The organism is Neglectibacter caecimuris, assembly GCF_034335015.1.
Taxonomy (GTDB): Bacteria; Bacillota; Clostridia; order Oscillospirales; family Acutalibacteraceae; genus Acutalibacter; species Acutalibacter caecimuris_A.
In genome coordinates this window covers 214,683-231,965 of the sequence record NZ_JAWXXK010000003.1, presented here as the reverse complement: position 1 = coordinate 231,965, position 17,283 = coordinate 214,683, and the positions used below count along the sequence as shown (strand labels likewise).

General features: G+C 52.6%; 12 protein-coding genes. 5 read left to right on the top strand and 7 right to left on the bottom strand.

The window, feature by feature from the left end; translation table 11 throughout:
• Nucleotides 1–57: 57 nt before the first annotated feature.
• Both U8T64_RS04225 and U8T64_RS04220 read left to right on the top strand, forming a co-directional pair.
• Complete coding sequence (locus U8T64_RS04225; RefSeq protein ID WP_322181258.1) at nt 58–1,665, top strand: beta-N-acetylhexosaminidase; 1,608 nt, start codon at nt 58–60, stop codon at nt 1,663–1,665.
• Entirely contained in the window at nt 1,662–2,639 is a 978-nt protein-coding gene (locus U8T64_RS04220; RefSeq protein WP_322181256.1) for an asparaginase, read from the top strand. Before U8T64_RS04225 ends, U8T64_RS04220 begins: the two co-directional genes overlap by 4 nt.
• A gap of 532 nt (nt 2,640–3,171) precedes the next feature.
• Here U8T64_RS04220 and U8T64_RS04215 read toward each other — a convergent pair.
• On the bottom strand, nt 3,172–3,381 hold the full coding sequence (locus U8T64_RS04215) for a helix-turn-helix domain-containing protein (protein WP_322181254.1): 210 nt from the start codon (nt 3,379–3,381) through the stop codon (nt 3,172–3,174).
• Between the two features lie 964 nt (nt 3,382–4,345).
• On the opposite strand from U8T64_RS04215, the gene U8T64_RS04210 reads away from it, so the two are divergent.
• From U8T64_RS04210 to U8T64_RS04200, 3 genes are read left to right on the top strand one after another with little or no spacing between them, the layout of a single operon-like run.
• Entirely contained in the window at nt 4,346–4,843 is a 498-nt protein-coding gene (locus tag U8T64_RS04210) for a MarR family winged helix-turn-helix transcriptional regulator (protein ID WP_322181252.1), read from the top strand.
• The gene (locus tag U8T64_RS04205; RefSeq protein WP_322181250.1) at nt 4,836–6,557 is read left to right on the top strand and encodes an ABC transporter ATP-binding protein; all 1,722 of its coding nucleotides are present in this window, start codon (nt 4,836–4,838) and stop codon (nt 6,555–6,557) included. Before U8T64_RS04210 ends, U8T64_RS04205 begins: the two co-directional genes overlap by 8 nt.
• Nucleotides 6,558–6,559: 2 nt before the next feature.
• Nucleotides 6,560–8,467: an ABC transporter ATP-binding protein gene (locus U8T64_RS04200; protein WP_322181248.1), complete on the top strand. Its 1,908-nt coding sequence runs from the start codon at nt 6,560–6,562 to the stop codon at nt 8,465–8,467.
• 1,185 nt (nt 8,468–9,652) lie between these two features.
• Here U8T64_RS04200 and asnB (U8T64_RS04195) read toward each other — a convergent pair.
• From asnB (U8T64_RS04195) to U8T64_RS04170, 6 genes are all read right to left on the bottom strand, one after another.
• Nucleotides 9,653–11,509 (bottom strand): asparagine synthase (glutamine-hydrolyzing), encoded by a 1,857-nt coding sequence (asnB, locus tag U8T64_RS04195; RefSeq protein WP_322181246.1) that lies wholly within the window; start codon nt 11,507–11,509, stop codon nt 9,653–9,655.
• Nucleotides 11,510–11,736: 227 nt separating this feature from the next.
• Nucleotides 11,737–12,189, bottom strand: coding sequence for a hypothetical protein (locus U8T64_RS04190; protein ID WP_322181243.1), 453 nt, complete (start codon nt 12,187–12,189; stop codon nt 11,737–11,739).
• A gap of 42 nt (nt 12,190–12,231) precedes the next feature.
• Nucleotides 12,232–12,948 (bottom strand): cysteate racemase, encoded by a 717-nt coding sequence (gene cuyB, locus U8T64_RS04185; RefSeq protein ID WP_322181241.1) that lies wholly within the window; start codon nt 12,946–12,948, stop codon nt 12,232–12,234.
• Between the two features lie 277 nt (nt 12,949–13,225).
• Nucleotides 13,226–14,461 (bottom strand): carboxylate--amine ligase, encoded by a 1,236-nt coding sequence (locus U8T64_RS04180; RefSeq protein WP_322181239.1) that lies wholly within the window; start codon nt 14,459–14,461, stop codon nt 13,226–13,228.
• The gene (gene asnB / locus U8T64_RS04175) at nt 14,445–16,301 is read right to left on the bottom strand and encodes an asparagine synthase (glutamine-hydrolyzing) (protein WP_322181237.1); all 1,857 of its coding nucleotides are present in this window, start codon (nt 16,299–16,301) and stop codon (nt 14,445–14,447) included. The genes U8T64_RS04180 and asnB (U8T64_RS04175) overlap by 17 nt, the downstream gene beginning before the upstream one ends.
• A 285-nt stretch (nt 16,302–16,586) precedes the next feature.
• Nucleotides 16,587–17,276, bottom strand: a complete 690-nt coding sequence (locus tag U8T64_RS04170; RefSeq protein WP_322181236.1) for a helix-turn-helix domain-containing protein — start codon at nt 17,274–17,276, stop codon at nt 16,587–16,589.
• Between the last annotated feature and the right edge of the window lie 7 nt (nt 17,277–17,283).

Below are 17,283 nucleotides of genomic sequence, written 5' to 3'. Positions count from 1 at the left end.
TGAAGAAAATACAGCGTTACAGTCTTTTGAGGGCTGTCATGCAAAGGAGTTTATGGTATGAATCTCATTCCAAAATGCAACGGGCCTGTTTCTGTCACGAAGGATTTCTGTAAGGTAGTGCTGCCGCTGGCTTACAGCGGGGAATGCGCCTGTGCGGGGCTCTTTCCTCTGAAGGCGGAGGAGCCCGCCCTGCTGCGCTTTGAGAAGGAAACTTCCCTTCCCGCCGAGGGCTATGCTCTCCGCGTGGAGCCGGAAGAGATCGTGCTTTCCCACGCCGATGAGCACGGCGCTTTTTACGGCCTGCAAACCCTGTTCCAGCTTTTAGAGGAGGGGGAGAACACCCTGCCCTGCGGTACGTATCAGGACGCGCCCCGCTATGGCTACCGGGGCTTTATGCTGGACGTGTGCCGCCATTTCTTCCCGGTGGAGGAGCTGAAAAAGGTGTTGGACCAAATGGCCCGGCTGAAGCTCAATACCTTCCATTGGCATTTGAGCGAGGACCAGGGCTTCCGCTTTGAAAGCAAAAAGTTCCCGAAGCTCAATGAGGTGGGCTCCTGGAGAATGGAAAACGGCAAACAGTACGGCGGTTATTATACCCAGGAGGAGATCCGGGAGATCGTCAGCTATGCCGGCGAACGCCAGATCCAGGTGATCCCGGAGATCGATCTGCCCGGCCACACCACGGCCATCATTGCGGCGTATCCCGAATTGAGCTGCTCCGGGGAGCCTGCCGAGGTGGTATGTACCGCCGGGATCTTCCCCCAGATCCTCTGCGGGGGAAACGAAAAGGTCTATGAATTTCTCTATGAGCTGTTGGACGAGGTGTGCGCCTTGTTCCCCGCCCCGTATTTCCATATTGGCGGCGACGAGGCCCCCAAGAGCGAATGGGAAAAGTGCCCCCGCTGCCAGGCGGAAATGAAACAGCACGGCCTGCAAAACGAAGAAGAGCTTCAGGCGCTGTTTACCGTAAGACTGGCGGATCATCTTGCCAAAAGGGGCAAGGCCGTGATCGGCTGGAATGAAATTTTGAATTCCGGCACCATGCGTTCCGACGCTATTGCTCAGTTCTGGACGCCCCAGGGTGCGGAGGCCTCCGCCAGGGAGGTGCCGAAAGGGAGGAAATTCATTTTCTCCAACGTGAGCTCCTTCTATTTTGATTACGATCCCGCCCTGGTGACCCTGCGCGCTACCTATGGCTATGAGCCCTCCATCGTTCCCGGGCAGGAGATCCCGGCGGCACAGGTGCTGGGGCTGGAGGCCCCCCTGTGGACGGAATACGTGGAAACGCCCCAGCGCCTGGAGGAAATGATCTTCCCCCGCATGGCGGCCCTGGCGGAAAACGCCTGGACGAGGGAAAAGGACTTTGAGAATTTCAAGGCCCGCCTTCATGCCTGGGAGCCTTACTGGAAATCTCAGGGCATCAACGCCATGCCGCCGGAAGAGGCGGACTGCCACAGCGGAGACGGTGCCCGGCGTGTGGCCGACGCGGTGGAAGCCCAGCTGAAGCGCTGGGGAACAGATCTGTCCGGTGATACCGGCGCGCTTTTGGAAGGAAAAGATCCCAAAGAGCTGCTTCGCGGCTTTGTGATGGGAATGGTGTCCGATACCTACACCGCGGAGGAAAAGGAGAAGGTGGTAGAACTGTTGGCGGGGCGGCTGCAATGAAGCGGATTTTGCTGATCGCCACCGGCGGCACCATCGCCTCCCGCAATACGGAAAGCGGCCTGGCGCCCGGCCTTTCTCCGGAAGAGCTGCTGCGCCATGTGCCGGACGCCGCCTCCTTCTGCCGGGTGGAAACCACGCAGCCCTTGAATCTGGACAGCACCAACATCGCCCCGGAGCACTGGCTGCTGCTGACAGGGATCATTGAGAAAAATTATGCGGGATACGACGGCTTTGTGATCTGCCACGGCACAGATACCCTGGCCTATACCGCTGCGGCCCTTTCCTATTTGATCCGCCATACCAGAAAGCCCATTGTGCTCACCGGAGCCCAGAAGCCCATTGACCGGGAGGATACCGATGCCCGGCAGAATCTTTTAGACAGCCTGCGGGTGGCCTGTGACCGGGACAGCGGCGTGTGCATCGTGTTTGGCGGCCATGTGATCGCGGGAACCAGGGCAAGAAAGACCCGCACCAAAAGCTACAACGCCTTTTCCAGCATCAATTTTCCTGATCTGGCAGAGGTCCGGGATCAGCGGGTGGTCAGGTTCATTCCCTGTGAGGAAGAGGGAAAGCCGGTGTTTACCCACAGCCTCAATACCAATGTGGTGCTCTTAAAGCTGATTCCCGGCCTGCCTTCAGGCGTTCTTTCCGCCGCGGGAAAACTCTGTGACGGGCTGATCATTGAAAGCTACGGCGTTGGCGGAATTCCAGATTGCTATCTCGCGGAGCTGGATTCTCTGGTGCAAACCGGAAAAACCGTGGTCATGGCCACCCAGGTGCCCCAGGAGGGCAGCGACCTTTCCGTGTACCAGGTAGGCCACCGCTTAAAAGAGCGCTACCGCCTGCTGGAAACCTACGATATGACTCTGGAATCCACCGTCACAAAGCTGATGTGGGTTTTGGGACAGACCGGGGAGCCTCGGGAAATTCAGCGTCTGTTTTATACGCCTGTCAATTACGATCTGCTGTTTTAGTTGTTAGCTGTTAGTAGTTAGTCGTTAGAAAAGACCAAGCCTCCACCTTTTTGTCATTCTGAGAAATGAAGTGACGAAGAATCTTGCCCTTAATTCCAGGGGAAAGGGGCAAAAGACGAGATTCTTCACCGAGAAAGCAAGGTTTCCTTTCTTTCTGTTCAGTAATGACAGACGGAAAGTGAGCGGATAACCGCTAAATGATAGTTTAGCAGTTACTCTTGGCTCCCCTTATTTATAAGGGGAGCTGTCAGCCGAAGGCTGACTGAGGGGATCGGAAGCCAGCGATTTGATGCCGCTTTCCGCGCAAGCCCGATCCCTTCCGTCATGCTTACGCATGCCACCTCCCCTTGCTTGCAAGGGGAGGCAAAGGGCTGCTAAATTCCAATTTAGCAGATAGCCCCTATCTGTCATTACTGAGGAAAAGAAGCTTCGCTTCTTTACGAAGAATCTCGCCCTGAAAGCCTTTCAAAAAGGCCCATAGGACATTTATTGAGAAAAGAAAACGCTCTCCGTGAACGTGCGGAGAGCGTTTTCAGTGTCGCTTCTGTTCGGAAAGGCCTGTAAGATAATCTAGAGAAACGTGATAAAACTGTGCAAGCTTTATCAGAATCTCTATGGGAACCGTGATCTTCCCAGTCTCATAGTCGGAATAAGTGGCTTGCCCCACATGGAGGTAAGCAGCCAGATCGACCTGTTTCAGATCGTGATCTTCTCTTAAATCCCGAATTCTTGGAAACTGCACAAAATCACCTCAGGGCGATTATAAAATATCGGCGATTCCGATATTGACATATATCGGTAATACCGATATAGTAAAATAGAAAATGCCAAACATAAGGAATTTTTTTGAAAAGCGGTGGCAATATGAAACGAAAAACAGTAACAGATCCCGCGCTTCCCTGCTGCAAAAAATGCAAATTCTTTCAGCAGCATTATGTGCGAATGGGGCCCGCAATATACCAACCATGCGCCTGGGGCCATTGCCTGCTTCATCATTACCGGCAAGCGCTGCGAACCTACTGGGAGCCCTGCACAGAGTTCCAGGCAGGCTCCCTTCCCAAACGATTTCGCATAAAGCGTGATCCGTTTTAGCAGCAAAAACCCTCTGCCGGGTATCCGGCAGAGGGTTTGCTCCTTTAGATGTTAGTTGTTAGTCGTTAGAGAAGAACAAGCCCTCTCCTTTGTCATTCTGAGTAACACAGAAAGCTATAGCTTTCTTGACGAAGAATCTCGCCCTGAAAGCCTTTCAAAAAGAGCCGAAGAACGAGATCTTTCACCGAGAAAGCAAGGCTCTCCTTGATTTTTGCTCAGTAATGACAGAAGGAAAGCAGGTGGGTAACCGCTAAATTATAGTTTAGCAGCTAGTTCTCTCTTGTCATTCTGAGGAGCATAGCGACGAAGAATCTCGTCCTTACTTCCTGAGTAAAAGGGCAAAGGACGAGATCCTTCGCTTCGCTCAGGATGACAGAGGGAAGCGAGCGAGCAACCTCTAAATTCCAATTTATCTGCTTACTTTTGGTCGGGGCGAAAACTTCCCTCCCGCACCAAGCAGCTTCACGAGTGCCATCGGTGCAACCGCCTTCAAAAAAGTATTGACAAAAGGAAAAACCAGGCATATAATGTTCGTGACCTAACAGTACGGTTATGAACAGTACGTGAACAAACAGTACAAAGGCGAACATTTTGAGGGAAAGGAGAAATAAGGCATGAGCCAAACGGAAGAGATCGGTTTTCAGATCCGCACTTTGTCAAAGCTGATCAAGCGGCAGACGGACCGGTTGGCGTTCCAGGGGGCGGAAAGCCCGGAAAACGGAGAAAAGCCGGGAAGCGGCTTTCACGGCTGGATCATCGGCTATTTGTACCACCATCGGGAGCAGGATATTTTTCAAAGGGATCTGCAAGAGGCGTTTTCCATTCGCCGTTCCACGGTAACGGGGCTGCTGCAGCTGATGGAGAAGAAGGGGCTGGTGACCCGCAGCTCGGTGGAAAGCGATGCCCGGCTGAAAAAAATTACCCTGACTCCCAAAGCCGTTGCCCTGCACGAAAGCATTATGAACGGAATTCAGAAAACGGAAGAAAGCATTTCCAGGGGTCTTTCTGAAGAAGAGAAACGAACCTTTCTGGAGATCTGTGGGAAGATTAGGGCTAATTTAGAATCTGAGCTTCCGGAAAAGCTGGGAAAAGGAGGATCCTGCGATGATTAAAAAACTGGCCGGAGCGATCCGGCAATACAAGAAAGATGCCATTCTATCACCGCTTTTTGTCACACTGGAGGTGGTGATGGAGGTGGTGATCCCGCTGCTGATGGCGAATTTGATCGATCTGGGCATCGAGGCGGGGGACATGGGCTATATCGTAAAAATGGGCGCGGCCCTGGCCCTTTGCGCCGTGATCTCCCTTGCCTTCGGCGTGCTTTCCGGGCGAAGCGCTGCAAAGGCCTCTGCCGGGTATGCCTCTAATCTGCGGAAGGATATGTACTATAATGTACAGCGCTTTTCCTTTTCCAATATCGATAAATTTTCCACCGGCAGCATCGTTACCCGCTTGACAACAGACGTGACCAATGTGCAGAACGCCTTTCAAATGGTGATCCGCATTGCGGTGCGGGCCCCTATGATGCTGGTGTTCGCCCTGGTGATGGCGTTCAGCCTGAACCCCACTCTTTCCTGGATCTTCCTTGCCGCGATTCCCATTCTGGGCGGCGGTATGCTGCTGTTTTCCAGCAAGGCCTATCCGGTATTTGAAAGAATGTTCAAGCGCTATGATAAGCTCAATACCGTGGTGCAGGAAAATCTGCGGGGCATTCGGGTGGTGAAGGCCTTTGTCCGGGAGGAGCACGAGAAGGAAAAGTTCTGTACCGCTTCTGAGGATATCCGGAAGGATTCCACCCTGGCGGAAAAGATTCTGGCCTTTACCTCTCCTTTGATGCAGTTCTGTATGTACGGCTGTATTCTGCTGATCTCCTGGTTCGGCGCGAAGCTGATCGTGGGGAACAGCATGACCACCGGCCAACTGATGAGCATGATCTCCTACGCCTCTCAGATCCTGATGAGCCTGATGATGCTTTCCATGATCTTTGTGATGACCATCATGTCTCAGGCTTCCGCCAGGCGTATTGTGGAAATTCTGGACGAACAGCCCGATATCACCGACGGGAAAAAGAACCTGACCGAGGTGAAGGACGGCTCCGTGGTGTTTGAAAACGTGGGCTTCCGCTATAAGAAAAGCGGGGAGCTTTGCCTTTCCGATATCAATTTGAACATACCCTCCGGGCAGACGGTGGGTATTTTGGGCGGCACCGGCTCCGGTAAAAGCAGCCTGGTGCAGCTGATCCCCCGTTTGTACGATGCTGCCGAGGGCCATGTGCTGGTAGGCGGCGAGGACGTGCGGGATTATAACCTGGAAGCCCTGCGAGAAGAGGTGGCCATGGTGCTGCAAAAGAACGAGCTGTTCTCCGGCACCATCAAGGAAAACCTGCGCTGGGGCAACGAAAACGCCACTGACGAGGAGCTGGAGCATGTCTGTAAGCTCAGCCAGGCCGATTCCTTTATCCGGGAATTCCCGGAGGGGTACGATACCCATATCGAGCAGGGAGGCGCCAATGTTTCCGGCGGCCAGAAGCAGCGGCTCTGTATTGCCAGGGCGCTGCTGAAAAAGCCCAAGGTGTTGATTCTGGACGATTCCACCAGCGCGGTGGATACCCACACCGACGCTTTGATCCGCCAGGCCTTCCGGGAGGAGATTCCCGGCACCACAAAGATCATTATCGCCCAGCGGGTCTCCTCCGTGCAGGATGCGGATCAGATCATCGTGCTGGACGGTGGTAAGATCATGGATATCGGCACCCATGAGGAGCTGATGGAGAAGAGCCCGATCTATCGGGAAGTATATGAATCTCAGCAGAAAGGGGAGGAATAAGTATGCCAGGACCCAGACACCCCGGGGGAGCGGCCTTTGCCAAGGGAAAAAGGGCCAAGAACCCCACGAAGACCATTGGACGAATTTTAGGATATATCAGGGGCATGAACCGCCTTCGGTTTCTTATCGTGCTGGTTTGCATTCTGATCAGCTCTATCGTAAGCGTGATAGGCTCCATGTTTCTGCAAACGCTTATCGATGATTACATCACGCCGCTGCTGGGCATGGAAAACCCGGTGTTTACCGGGCTTTTCAAGGCTATCGGCATTATGGGTCTGATCTATCTTTCCGGTATTCTTTCGGCGTTTTTGCAAAGCTGGCTGATGGCCACTGTTTCTCAGGGCGTACTGAAGGACATTCGGGACGATATGTTCTCCCATATGCAGGCCCTGCCCATTCGGTATTTTGACACGCATACCCACGGCGACACCATGAGCTGCTACACCAACGATACTGATACCATGCGGCAGCTGATCTCTCAAAGCATTCCCCAGCTTTTTTCCTCGCTGATCACCATTATTTCCGTGTTCGTGGCGATGGTCACCACCAGTATCGCGCTGACAGCATTGGTGCTGGCTTTTGTAGCGGTGATGCTGGTTCTGACCAGGATCATCGGCAGCCGCAGCGGAAAATATTTTGTGCGGCAGCAGAAGTCTTTGGGTGTGGTAAACGGCTACATTGAAGAGATGGTATCGGGGCAGAAGGTGGTAAAGGTGTTCTGCCACGAGGAAAAGGCCAAGGAAGAATTTGATAAGCTCAATACCACCCTGCGGGACGAGGCCACCGCCGCCAATATCTATTCCAATATCATGGGGCCCGTGATGGGCAACCTGGGCCATTTGCAGTATGTGCTTATCGCCGTGGCAGGCGGCGCCCTGGCCCTTTCCGGCATTGGCGGCCTGACACTGGGCGGCATCGCGGCATTTTTACAGCTGAGCCGCAGCTTCACCATGCCAATCAGCCAGGTTTCCCAGCAGTTTAACATGATCGTGATGGCCTTAGCCGGCGCGGAAAGAGTGTTTGCCCTCATGGACGAGGAACCGGAGCAGGACGAGGGCTATGTGACTCTGGTAAACGCCAGGGAGGAAAACGGGGAACTGGTGGAAAGCGAAAAGCGCACCGGCCTGTGGGCCTGGAAGCACCCCCATGGCGATGGCACCGTTACCTATACCCGACTTACCGGCAGAGTGGAGCTTCATGGTGTGGACTTCGGGTACGATCCGGAAAAGCTGGTGCTGCACGATATCTCCATCGATGCCGAGCCCGGTAAGAAGATCGCCTTTGTGGGCGCTACCGGCGCGGGAAAAACCACCATCACAAACCTCATCAACCGGTTTTACGATATCGCCGACGGCAAGATCCGGTACGATGGCATCAATATCAACAAGATCAAAAAGCCGGATCTGCGCCGGTCTCTCGGCATTGTATTGCAGGACGTGAATCTGTTTACCGGCACGGTGCGGGAGAATATCCGCTATGGCAAGCTGGATGCTACAGAGGAAGAAGTAATAGCGGCGGCAAAGCTTGCCAATGCCGACAGCTTTATCCGGCGTCTGCCCGAGGGTTATGATACGGTGCTTACAGGAGACGGCAGTGGACTTTCCCAGGGCCAGCGGCAACTTTTGAGCATTGCCAGAGCTGCGGTGGCCGACCCGCCGGTCATGATTTTGGACGAAGCCACCTCCTCCATTGATACCCGCACGGAGCGGTTGGTACAGCAGGGTATGGACGGCCTGATGCAGGGTCGCACGGTATTTGTGATCGCCCATCGGCTTTCCACCGTGCAGAATTCCGACAGCATTCTGGTGCTGGAGCTGGGCCGCATTATCGAGCGCGGCAACCACAGCGAGCTGATCGCCCAGAAGGGAAAATACTATCAGCTTTACACCGGCGCTTTCGAGCTGGAATAGGTGAAACAACAATGGGAAGCAGGGAAGGATCCCTGCTGATGTAAAGCAAAGAAGGAAACTCTTGGAAAGTTATATAGGTTTCTCAAGCAGTTCCCCCTATCATCCTGAGGAGTATAATGACGAAGGATCTCGTCCTTAATTTTCCGAATAAAAGGCTAAAGGACGAGATCCTTCACTTCGTTCAGGATGACAGAAAGTAGGTCTTTTCCCTTTCTAACAACTAACCACTAAAAAACGAGATTCTTCCCTCCGCTCAGAATGACAGGAGAGAAGTGAGCGAGTAACCGCTAAATTATAGGTTACATATTAGCCGTTAGTCGATAGAGAAAGGCGGCTCCCTCATTGTCATCCTGAGGAACAAAATGACGAAGGATCTCGCCCTTAATTTTCCGAATAAAAGGCTAAAGGACGAGATCCTTCACTTCGTTCAGGATGACAGAAAGTAGGGTCTTTTCCTTTTCTAACAACTAACCACTCGCAACTAACATGCCAAATTCCAATTTAGCGGACTAATGAATAGTAGTAACTCCTTGCCTTTCTCGCCTGTCGGCTCGGTCGGTTCGCACCAGCGTCCCATCGGCACACGTCCAGCAACGACCGAGTTGACAAACGAGAACGGGTCAGAGCGGTTGCTGTGCCCCAGTGGGGCACGTCCAGCAATGTCTGAAGCGACAGCTGAGTTCTCCACTGGAGACCTTCCCCCCACTGAGGCACATCAACCGGAGCGAAGCGTAGAAAGCAGTCACGGCAAAGCCGTGACTGAGGGGTTCTGACAGAAGAGTAGAAAATACTGGTTTTATGCGGATTTCCAGCGAGCTGGAACCTCTCCACCACCTGACGGTGGTCCCAGAAGGCTGCAAAGCAACCTTCTTCCCCTATTCAGGGGTGAGCGCGTCCCGATGGCACACAGCAACCGAGCCGACAGGCGAGAAAGCCAAGGGCTAGCGTTAAACTGCAATTTGCCATCTTATCTTCCGGTCGAGTCAGAAACCAAACTTCTGTACCAAGCGGGGACACGAGTGGCCACGGCGCCTCGCCGTAAACTACAATTTGGCGTATTCTGTACTTTTCTCTTCATTGCTAATTTCCCATTGTCTCCCTTTTTAGCATAGCTATTTACAGCGAACCACAGAAAAGCAAAACAGCCTTGGAGCAATAAGCTCCAAGGCTGTTTTGCTTTTTGCGTTAATTTTTTACAAAGAACTGCTCGTACCACACAATAAAAGTGTAGAAGGACCAGATCTTCTGCATATTCAGGGCTTTTCCTTCCTTGTGGTCGTCCAAAAGCTTCATCAGCTCTTTTGTAACGAAGAACTTTTCGGCGATCTCGCTTTGGAAGGCTTCCTTTACCTTGTTGTAATATTTCTCCTCCCGCAGCCAGTCGGAAAGGGGAACCGGGAAGCCCAGCTTCTTTTTGTTGGCCGTGCGTTCCGGCAGCTGCTTGATAGCGGCGCTTCGCAATGCCTTTTTGGTGGTTTCCGTTTTGCAGTCCGCCCGGAAGCGGGTGGGAATGCGGGTGGAAAGCTCCAGCATTTTTTTATCCAGGAAGGGCACTCGCAGCTCCAGAGAATTGGCCATGCTCATGCGGTCTGCCTTCAAAAGGATATCATAGATCATCCAGGTGTGCATATCCACGTATTGCAGCTGGGTGGGCTCGTCCAGGTCCCGCACCTCGTCGAAATAGCGCTTGCTGTATTCCTCCGGCAGCTTGGAGGTGATAGGGCGCTTCAGGTATTTCTGGCGCTCCCGGCTATCGGTAAACACATAGTTTGCCCGCATAAACCGCTGCCAGGGCTCCATGGCCCCCCGCACCAGGAAATGCTTGCCCTTGAATTCCGGCAGCTTTCCCGCCACGGCGCCCGCCATTTTCCGCAGAGGACGGGGCACCTTCCTGGTGTATTCGGCGAAATGGCCGCCCTGCAGGTACATGGGGTAGCCGCCGAACAGCTCGTCCGCGCCCTCGCCGGAAAGCACCACCTTCACATATTTCCTGGCGTTCTTTGCCAGAAAATACAGGGGGATCTCCGAAGGGTTGGGCAGGGGCTCGTCCATAAAATACTGAATTTCCGGCATAGCGTCGAAGAATTCATCGGCAGAAACCTTATTGCTGATATTGGGTACGCCCACCACGCTGGAAAAATCCTGGGCATAGGGCAGCTCGCTGTATTTTTCCTCCTCATAGCCTACGGAGAAGGTTTTTACTTTTTTGGTTCCCTTGGAAATTTCCTTCACCACGTAGCTGGAATCCACGCCGGAGGAAAGGAAGCAGCCCACCTCCACATCGCTGATCTGGTGCATGGCCACCGATTCTGTGAATTCCCTTGTGATCTCCTGCTCCCAGTATTCCAGGGATCTGTCCTCTTCCGCCCGGTACTGGATACGGTAGTACCGCTCGATCTGCATTTCCCCGTTTTGATAAGTGAAGCAATGGGCGCCGGGCAGCTTATACACGTTCTTGAAGATCGTTTCCTCATCGGGAAGGTATTCGTAAGAAAGATACTCCGGGATCTTTTCCTCCCGCAGCTCCTTTTGAAAGCCGGGGTGGGAGAGGAAGCTCTTGATCTCAGAGCCGAAAAGAAATTCCTTGCCATCTTTGTAGTAGTAGAAGGGCTTGATGCCGAAAATATCCCGGGCGCCGAAAAGTTTTTTCTCCGCCTTGTCCCAAATGACAAAGGCGAACATGCCCCGAAGCTTTTGCAGAATTTCTTTTCCGTATTCCTCATAGCCGTGAAGAATCACTTCAGAATCAGCTTTTGTTGTAAAGCTGTGCCCCTTGTCGATCAAATCCTCCCGAAGAGCCTGATAGTTATAGATCTCTCCGTTAAACAGCAGGGCCTTGGTGCCGTTTTCATTGAGAATGGGCTGTCTGCCGCCCGCGAGATCGATAATGGAAAGCCGCCGGAAGCCCAGGGAAATATCTTCGTCCACATAGTAGTGAGCGTCGTCCGGCCCCCGGTGAACGATCCTGTCCGCCATGGCGTGGATCACCGCCTCCCGGTTTGAAACCGCCGAGGTATTGAAAAAACCTGCAAAACCGCACATAGTATGCTACACTCCGATCTTCTGAAATTTTAGAGCACCTTTTACTGGGGCTTGTTTGAAAATAGAGAAAATGATGGATTTTTGACCAGAAGCGGTCAATTTCAAGGAAGAAACCGCAAGTCAATCTCGTGCGATTGAAGTCAATCACGAGATTGACTGGGATTTCTAACGCGGAAAATGGCCGTTTATAGGCAAAAAGACGGCATTTTCGATTTTTCAAAGAAGCCCTAAGGCTGAATGACAAGCTTCAGTTCAATATCTTCACAATCATATCCCACAAGCTTGAATCGGTTTTGCCCCTTTGGCATCGGCAGTACGATCCTGGTAGTTTCCTCAGCAGAAGCTTCCGACGAACGTTCGATCACAGTGGTAACCTTGTCATTGGGGTCGATATGCACGATTTTAGCCTGTCCCCCGGAAAGAGTGAAGGTAAATTCGATCGTAAGCTCCTGTGCTTCCGGCAGATGATTTTCCCATATGGTTTCACGCCCGTCAAATTTTCCTATGGAGAAAGAGAGCTCGTTGTCCTTTTGAGAGCTGGCGGAAAAGGATTTTGCGAAATGATCCGCCTGTACGAGCATCTCCTCGGAATTGTATTCCAGTTTCGCAAATTCGTTGCCGCACGCAGCCAGAAGCAGGCACAGAAAAGTAAGCAGCAGGATTTTTACCAGGTTTTTCATGGCATTTTCCTTTCTGAAGGGAGTAAAGTAATGCGCCCCTTCTCAGCAAAGCAAGGTTTTATATTCCGGCTTTAATGTTCCGCCGCATTCCTCTACACAGCGTTTGGCAAGCACTTCTAAGGCGTCCAAATAGCGGCTATCCAATCCGGCGCTCTTTTTAATGAGGGAGAGCTCTGTGCAGCCCAGCACAATGCAGTCGCAGCCCGCACCGTACAGGGCCTCCGACAGCCTGTGAAATTTTTCCGGGCTGGCGGGCTTTCCCGCCTTGATCTCGTCATAGATCAGGCTCATCACCAGTGCCTGCTCCGGCTCTTTCGGGATCGCCGCCTCCAGCCCCAGGCCGGAAAAGGCGCTCTGAAACAGGCCGGTGCTCACCGTGCCGGTGGTGGCCAAAATGCCGGGGCGCTTTTTTCCGGCAGCCTTCAGCTCCCGGGCGGTTTCCTCCACCATGTTGAGAAAGGGAATGGAAACGCTTCCGGCAAGCTCCTTGTAGAAATAATGGGAGGTAACGCAGGGGGCGCACAGGCACCCTGCCCCCAGCCCCTCCAGGGTTTTGGCGGTGGCCGTCATAGAGGGCAGGGGAGAAGGCTTTTCAGGATCCAGAATATGGGCGGTGCGGTCCGGCACCTGAGGCCGGTCAAATACGATCACGTCCAGATGCTCCTGGTCGGTTTTCGCGTCTGTCATTTCGATAATGAGCTGCAAGAGATAAGCGGTGGCCATAGGCCCCAGCCCGCCGATAATGCCCAGTGTTTTCATGGAGTTCACCTCTCTTTTCCATTTAATGGAAGATAAGATAAATTGGAATTTGCAGGACTGACAAATAGCAGTAACCCCTTGCCTTCCCTGACAGGGGAGGTGGCGGCCATAAGGCCGTCGGAGGGGTTCCAGCTCAGCTGAAACTTCGATAAATCCTACATTTCACCAACTGTTCTGGTAGAACCCCTCAGTCACGACTTCGCCGTGACAGCTCCCCTTTCAGGGGAGCCAAGGGTTATGTGCAAAACTATCATTTAGCCTTCCTTTACAACGCCTCTCAATCCCGCAGTCCCTTATTCCCAAAATACCGCTTATACTTTTCAAAATAGTGGTATTGGTTTTTCACAAAATGGACCCAGCGCTTCAGGGAACGGTCGCCCTTGTAGTAGTAGGACCGGCAGTATTTGCCCTGGCGGATCAGCTCCTTTGCTTCTGCCTTCAGGGCCTCGTCCTTGACATACCGGAAGATGATCTTTTTTGGAATGATCGTCCACAGCACCTTGTTGGTGGCCGCGGTGCAGGGCAGGTCCTTGTGATAGATCACATCGTCCACCAGCCATTTTGCCAGGTTGTATCCGGCGGCGGTGACAAAAAAGCTGCTTCTGCCCTGCCGGAGGTTCATTTCAAACAGCTTATAAGTGCCGTCCCGCCGGTCATATTTCATATCGAAATTGGCAAAGCCCACATAGCCGATGCCTTCCAGAAAATTTTTCATCATCTCGTTGAGCTTTTCATCATAGCCGTTTATGATGGCGGCATAGCTGCCGATACCCTCGGGGGAATGCTCTTCCAAAAGGGCGTTGCCCAGGGCGATAAGCTTTACCTTCTTATCCCTGCCGCAGTAGCAGTTCATCACCCGCATGTTGCTGTCGTCGCCGGGAATGTACTCCTGCAAAATCAGGTGATCCTTGTAGGAGGAAGAATAGATGGCGGTGAGGATCGCATCGAATTCCTCCCGGGTTTCCGCCACAAACACCTTTTTCTTGTGGGGAAATTTACAGTTCCAATAGGCAACGGAATTGGAGGGCTTGATGATAACGGGAAAGTCAAAGGGCAGCTCCAGGTTTTCATGGTTTTCATAGGTGCAGGTAGTGGTTTTCGGAAAGGAAAACCCGTGCTCGGTGCAAACCTCATAAAAGCTTTCCTTGATGGAAAGCCGCATGAGAAGCTCTTCCTCAATGCATTCAAATTCGTACACGCCCCGAAGCTGCTCCTGATTTCTCACCAGCAGCTTGATATAGTTATCCCCACAGGGGACAAGCAGCAGCTTTTTGCCCGTGCCCTCATAGCGCTTTGCGAAATTCAGAAGCGTGGAAACGAACACCTCGTCGTCTTCCAGCTTCGGCTCCACTACCTCTACCGTGACGATTTTGCTGGCGGTGCAGGGGCCTAAGATCCCCTTTCCGATGGCAACGGAGGAAACGCCGTATTCCTCGTGAAAGGAGCGGGCCATACCGTACACGTTGATATCGCTGCCCAGCAGTACCGGGATAAACTCAATTTTCTCCGCCATGGGGCTCTACCTCCGAAAAGAATTGCTTGTACCAGATCAGGAAGGTGTACACCGTCCAAACCCGGCGGCTGTTGTCGACTTTGCCGTTTTTATGGTCGTCCAAAAGCTTTAAGAGAAGCTCGGTGTGGAAGAATTTCTCCGCGTTTTCACTTTGGAATTCCGCTTTTACAAGCTCATAATATTTTTCTTCCTTCAGCCACACCCTGGTGGGTACGGGGAAGCCCAGCTTCTTTTTCCCGGCCCATTTTTCCGGCATGCGCCGAAGGGCCGCCTTCCGCATGGCGAATTTGGTGTTTTCCCTGTTGACCCGATACCTGAGAGGGATCCGCCCCGCCAGGGCCATGATCTTTTTATCCAGGAAGGGAACCCGCAGCTCCAGGGAATTTGCCATACTCATTTTATCGGCCTTTAAGAGGATATCTCCCACCATCCACATGTTGAGATCCACAAACTGCATTTTTGTCACAGCGTCCTTGTCCTGTACCATGTCGTAATAGGGCTTCACCATAGCGGCAGGGGACAGGGCGTCTGTGGGGTGCTTCAGAAGCGCTTTGCGCTCCTTCTCCGTAAACATATAGGCGTTGCCAATGAAGCGATCCTCCAGTTTTTTGCCCCGGCGTACCAGGAAATTCAACCCCCGGTGGGCGGGCAGCAGCCCGGCAATGGAACCGATGAGCTTTCGCAGGGGGAAGGGGATCTTATCATACCAGGCGCATTCCAGCGGCTCCTTATAGATATTGTAGCCGCCGAAGATCTCGTCGGCGCCCTCGCCGGAAAGTACCACCTTCAGATGCTTCGCGGCGGTATTGCACACGAAATACAGAGCCACGGCGGAGGGATCCGCCAGGGGCTCGTCCATATGATACTGAATTTTGGGGAAGGTACCCCAGAATTCCTCCGGGGTGATGACCTTGCTGATATTTTTCACCGGGATCTGCCGGGAAAGCTCCTCCGCATAGCTGATCTCATTGTATTTTGTGCCGTTGTCAAAGCCCACGGTAAAGGTTTTATCCACATGGGCGGAGCAGGCCACATAGCTGGAATCCACCCCGGAAGAAAGGAAAGAGCCCACCTCCACATCGCTGACCTTGTGCGCTTCGATGGAATCGTCAAAGGTCTTTTCGATCTCATCTACCCAATCGTCGAGGGACTTGTCCTCTTCGGCGTGAAACTCCGGCAGCCAGTACCGGGTGAATTCCATTTTGCCATCGGCATATTTGAAATAGTGAGCCGGGGGCATTTTATACACGTTTTTGAAAAAGGTTTCCGGCCCGGGGGAATACTGGAAGGAAAGGTAGTGCTCCAGCGCCCGTTCGTTGAGCTCTTTTTTGAATCCGGGGTGGAACAGGAAGCTTTTGATCTCCGAGCCGAAAAGCAGGAGCTCTCCCATTTTCGCATAGTACAGGGGCTTGATGCCGAAGAAATCCCGTGCACCAAACAGCTCTTTTTTCTCTTTGTCCCAAATCACAAAGGCAAACATACCTCTGAGCTTTTGCAGCAGCTGGGGGCCGTATTCCTCATAGCCGTGAAGGATCACTTCGGAATCAGCTTTTGTTGTAAAGGTGTGCCCCTTGTCAATCAAATCCTCCCGGAGGTCCTGATAATTATAGATCTCTCCGTTAAACAACAGGGCCTTGGTGCCGTCCTCATTGAGAATGGGCTGTCTGCCGCCTGCAAGGTCGATGATGGAAAGCCGCCGGAAGCCCAGAGAAATATCACCGTCCATATAGTAATCGGCGTCGTCCGGTCCCCGGTGCCGAATGGCGTCTGTCATGGCGTGCAGTACGCCTTCATCCCGCTGGGTGTTACTGTCGCCGAGAAAGCCAACAAATCCACACATAGCTTTTTTGACCGTCCTTTCTGTTCCGTTCTCTTTTTTGCAAAAGAAAAGCAAAGCGCCGCCGCTCTCCCGAAAACCGGCCGAAACCGCGCCCTGCTTTCTAGTATATCCCAAAAACAGCCTCACAGAGGCAGAGAATGACGGCTTTACCCGTCATTATTTTATCACGTCAGGAAGAAAATGACAAATTTTTTTCAAAACACCACGGAAGCTTCGTCTTCTGTGATGTTTTACACCACGGAAGTCTCGTTTTCCGTAGTGCTTTGACTTCGCGAAAGCCTTTCTTCAGTGTTCCGATTTAGATGATTTTTCCACATTTTTGATAAGCTCCATTAAGGCGGGGGCGTGTTGAGGAAATTCCTTTGCCAGGCTTTCCGGCGTCAGGGCAGGGATCGTTTCCCGTTTTACCCCAACGCAATCGCCAATGCTTTCCCCGCTGAGTACATAGCGGCTTTTCGCCTCCGCCATGGCCATGGCGGAATTCATGCTGGCGCCGAACAGCCGGGTATCCAGAGAAAAAATATCCTGAGAATTTTTAGGGTTAGAGGAATACAGCAGCCGGAAGATCTTGTATACCGCCGCGAAAAGATAGGTGGAAACCTCTCTGGTAAGGCTTTCGCTATTGATTTTTTTCAAAAGACCGAATACAATACTAAGGGAATTGATCAAAACCCGCCGGTTATATTCTGCGGAAGGCGCGTCCTCCTTTTTTCCACGGGGCATATCGCCGACGGAAATATCCTGAATAGCCAGCACCGCACCGCTTCGGTGCAGGGTGCGGCCCAGCAGATAATCGCAGGAAACATCGTAATAATCTGCGGCCCGGATCACAAAATCCAGACCGCACTCCCGAATTCCCTTTTCGTAATGGGAGAGCAGCGCCTGGGAAATACCCAGATCGGCGGCAACCTTTTTTTGGCTGTAGCCCCGCTCTTTTCGCAGCAGGGTCAAAAGCCTGGGAAAATCTTCATTCAATTCAAAT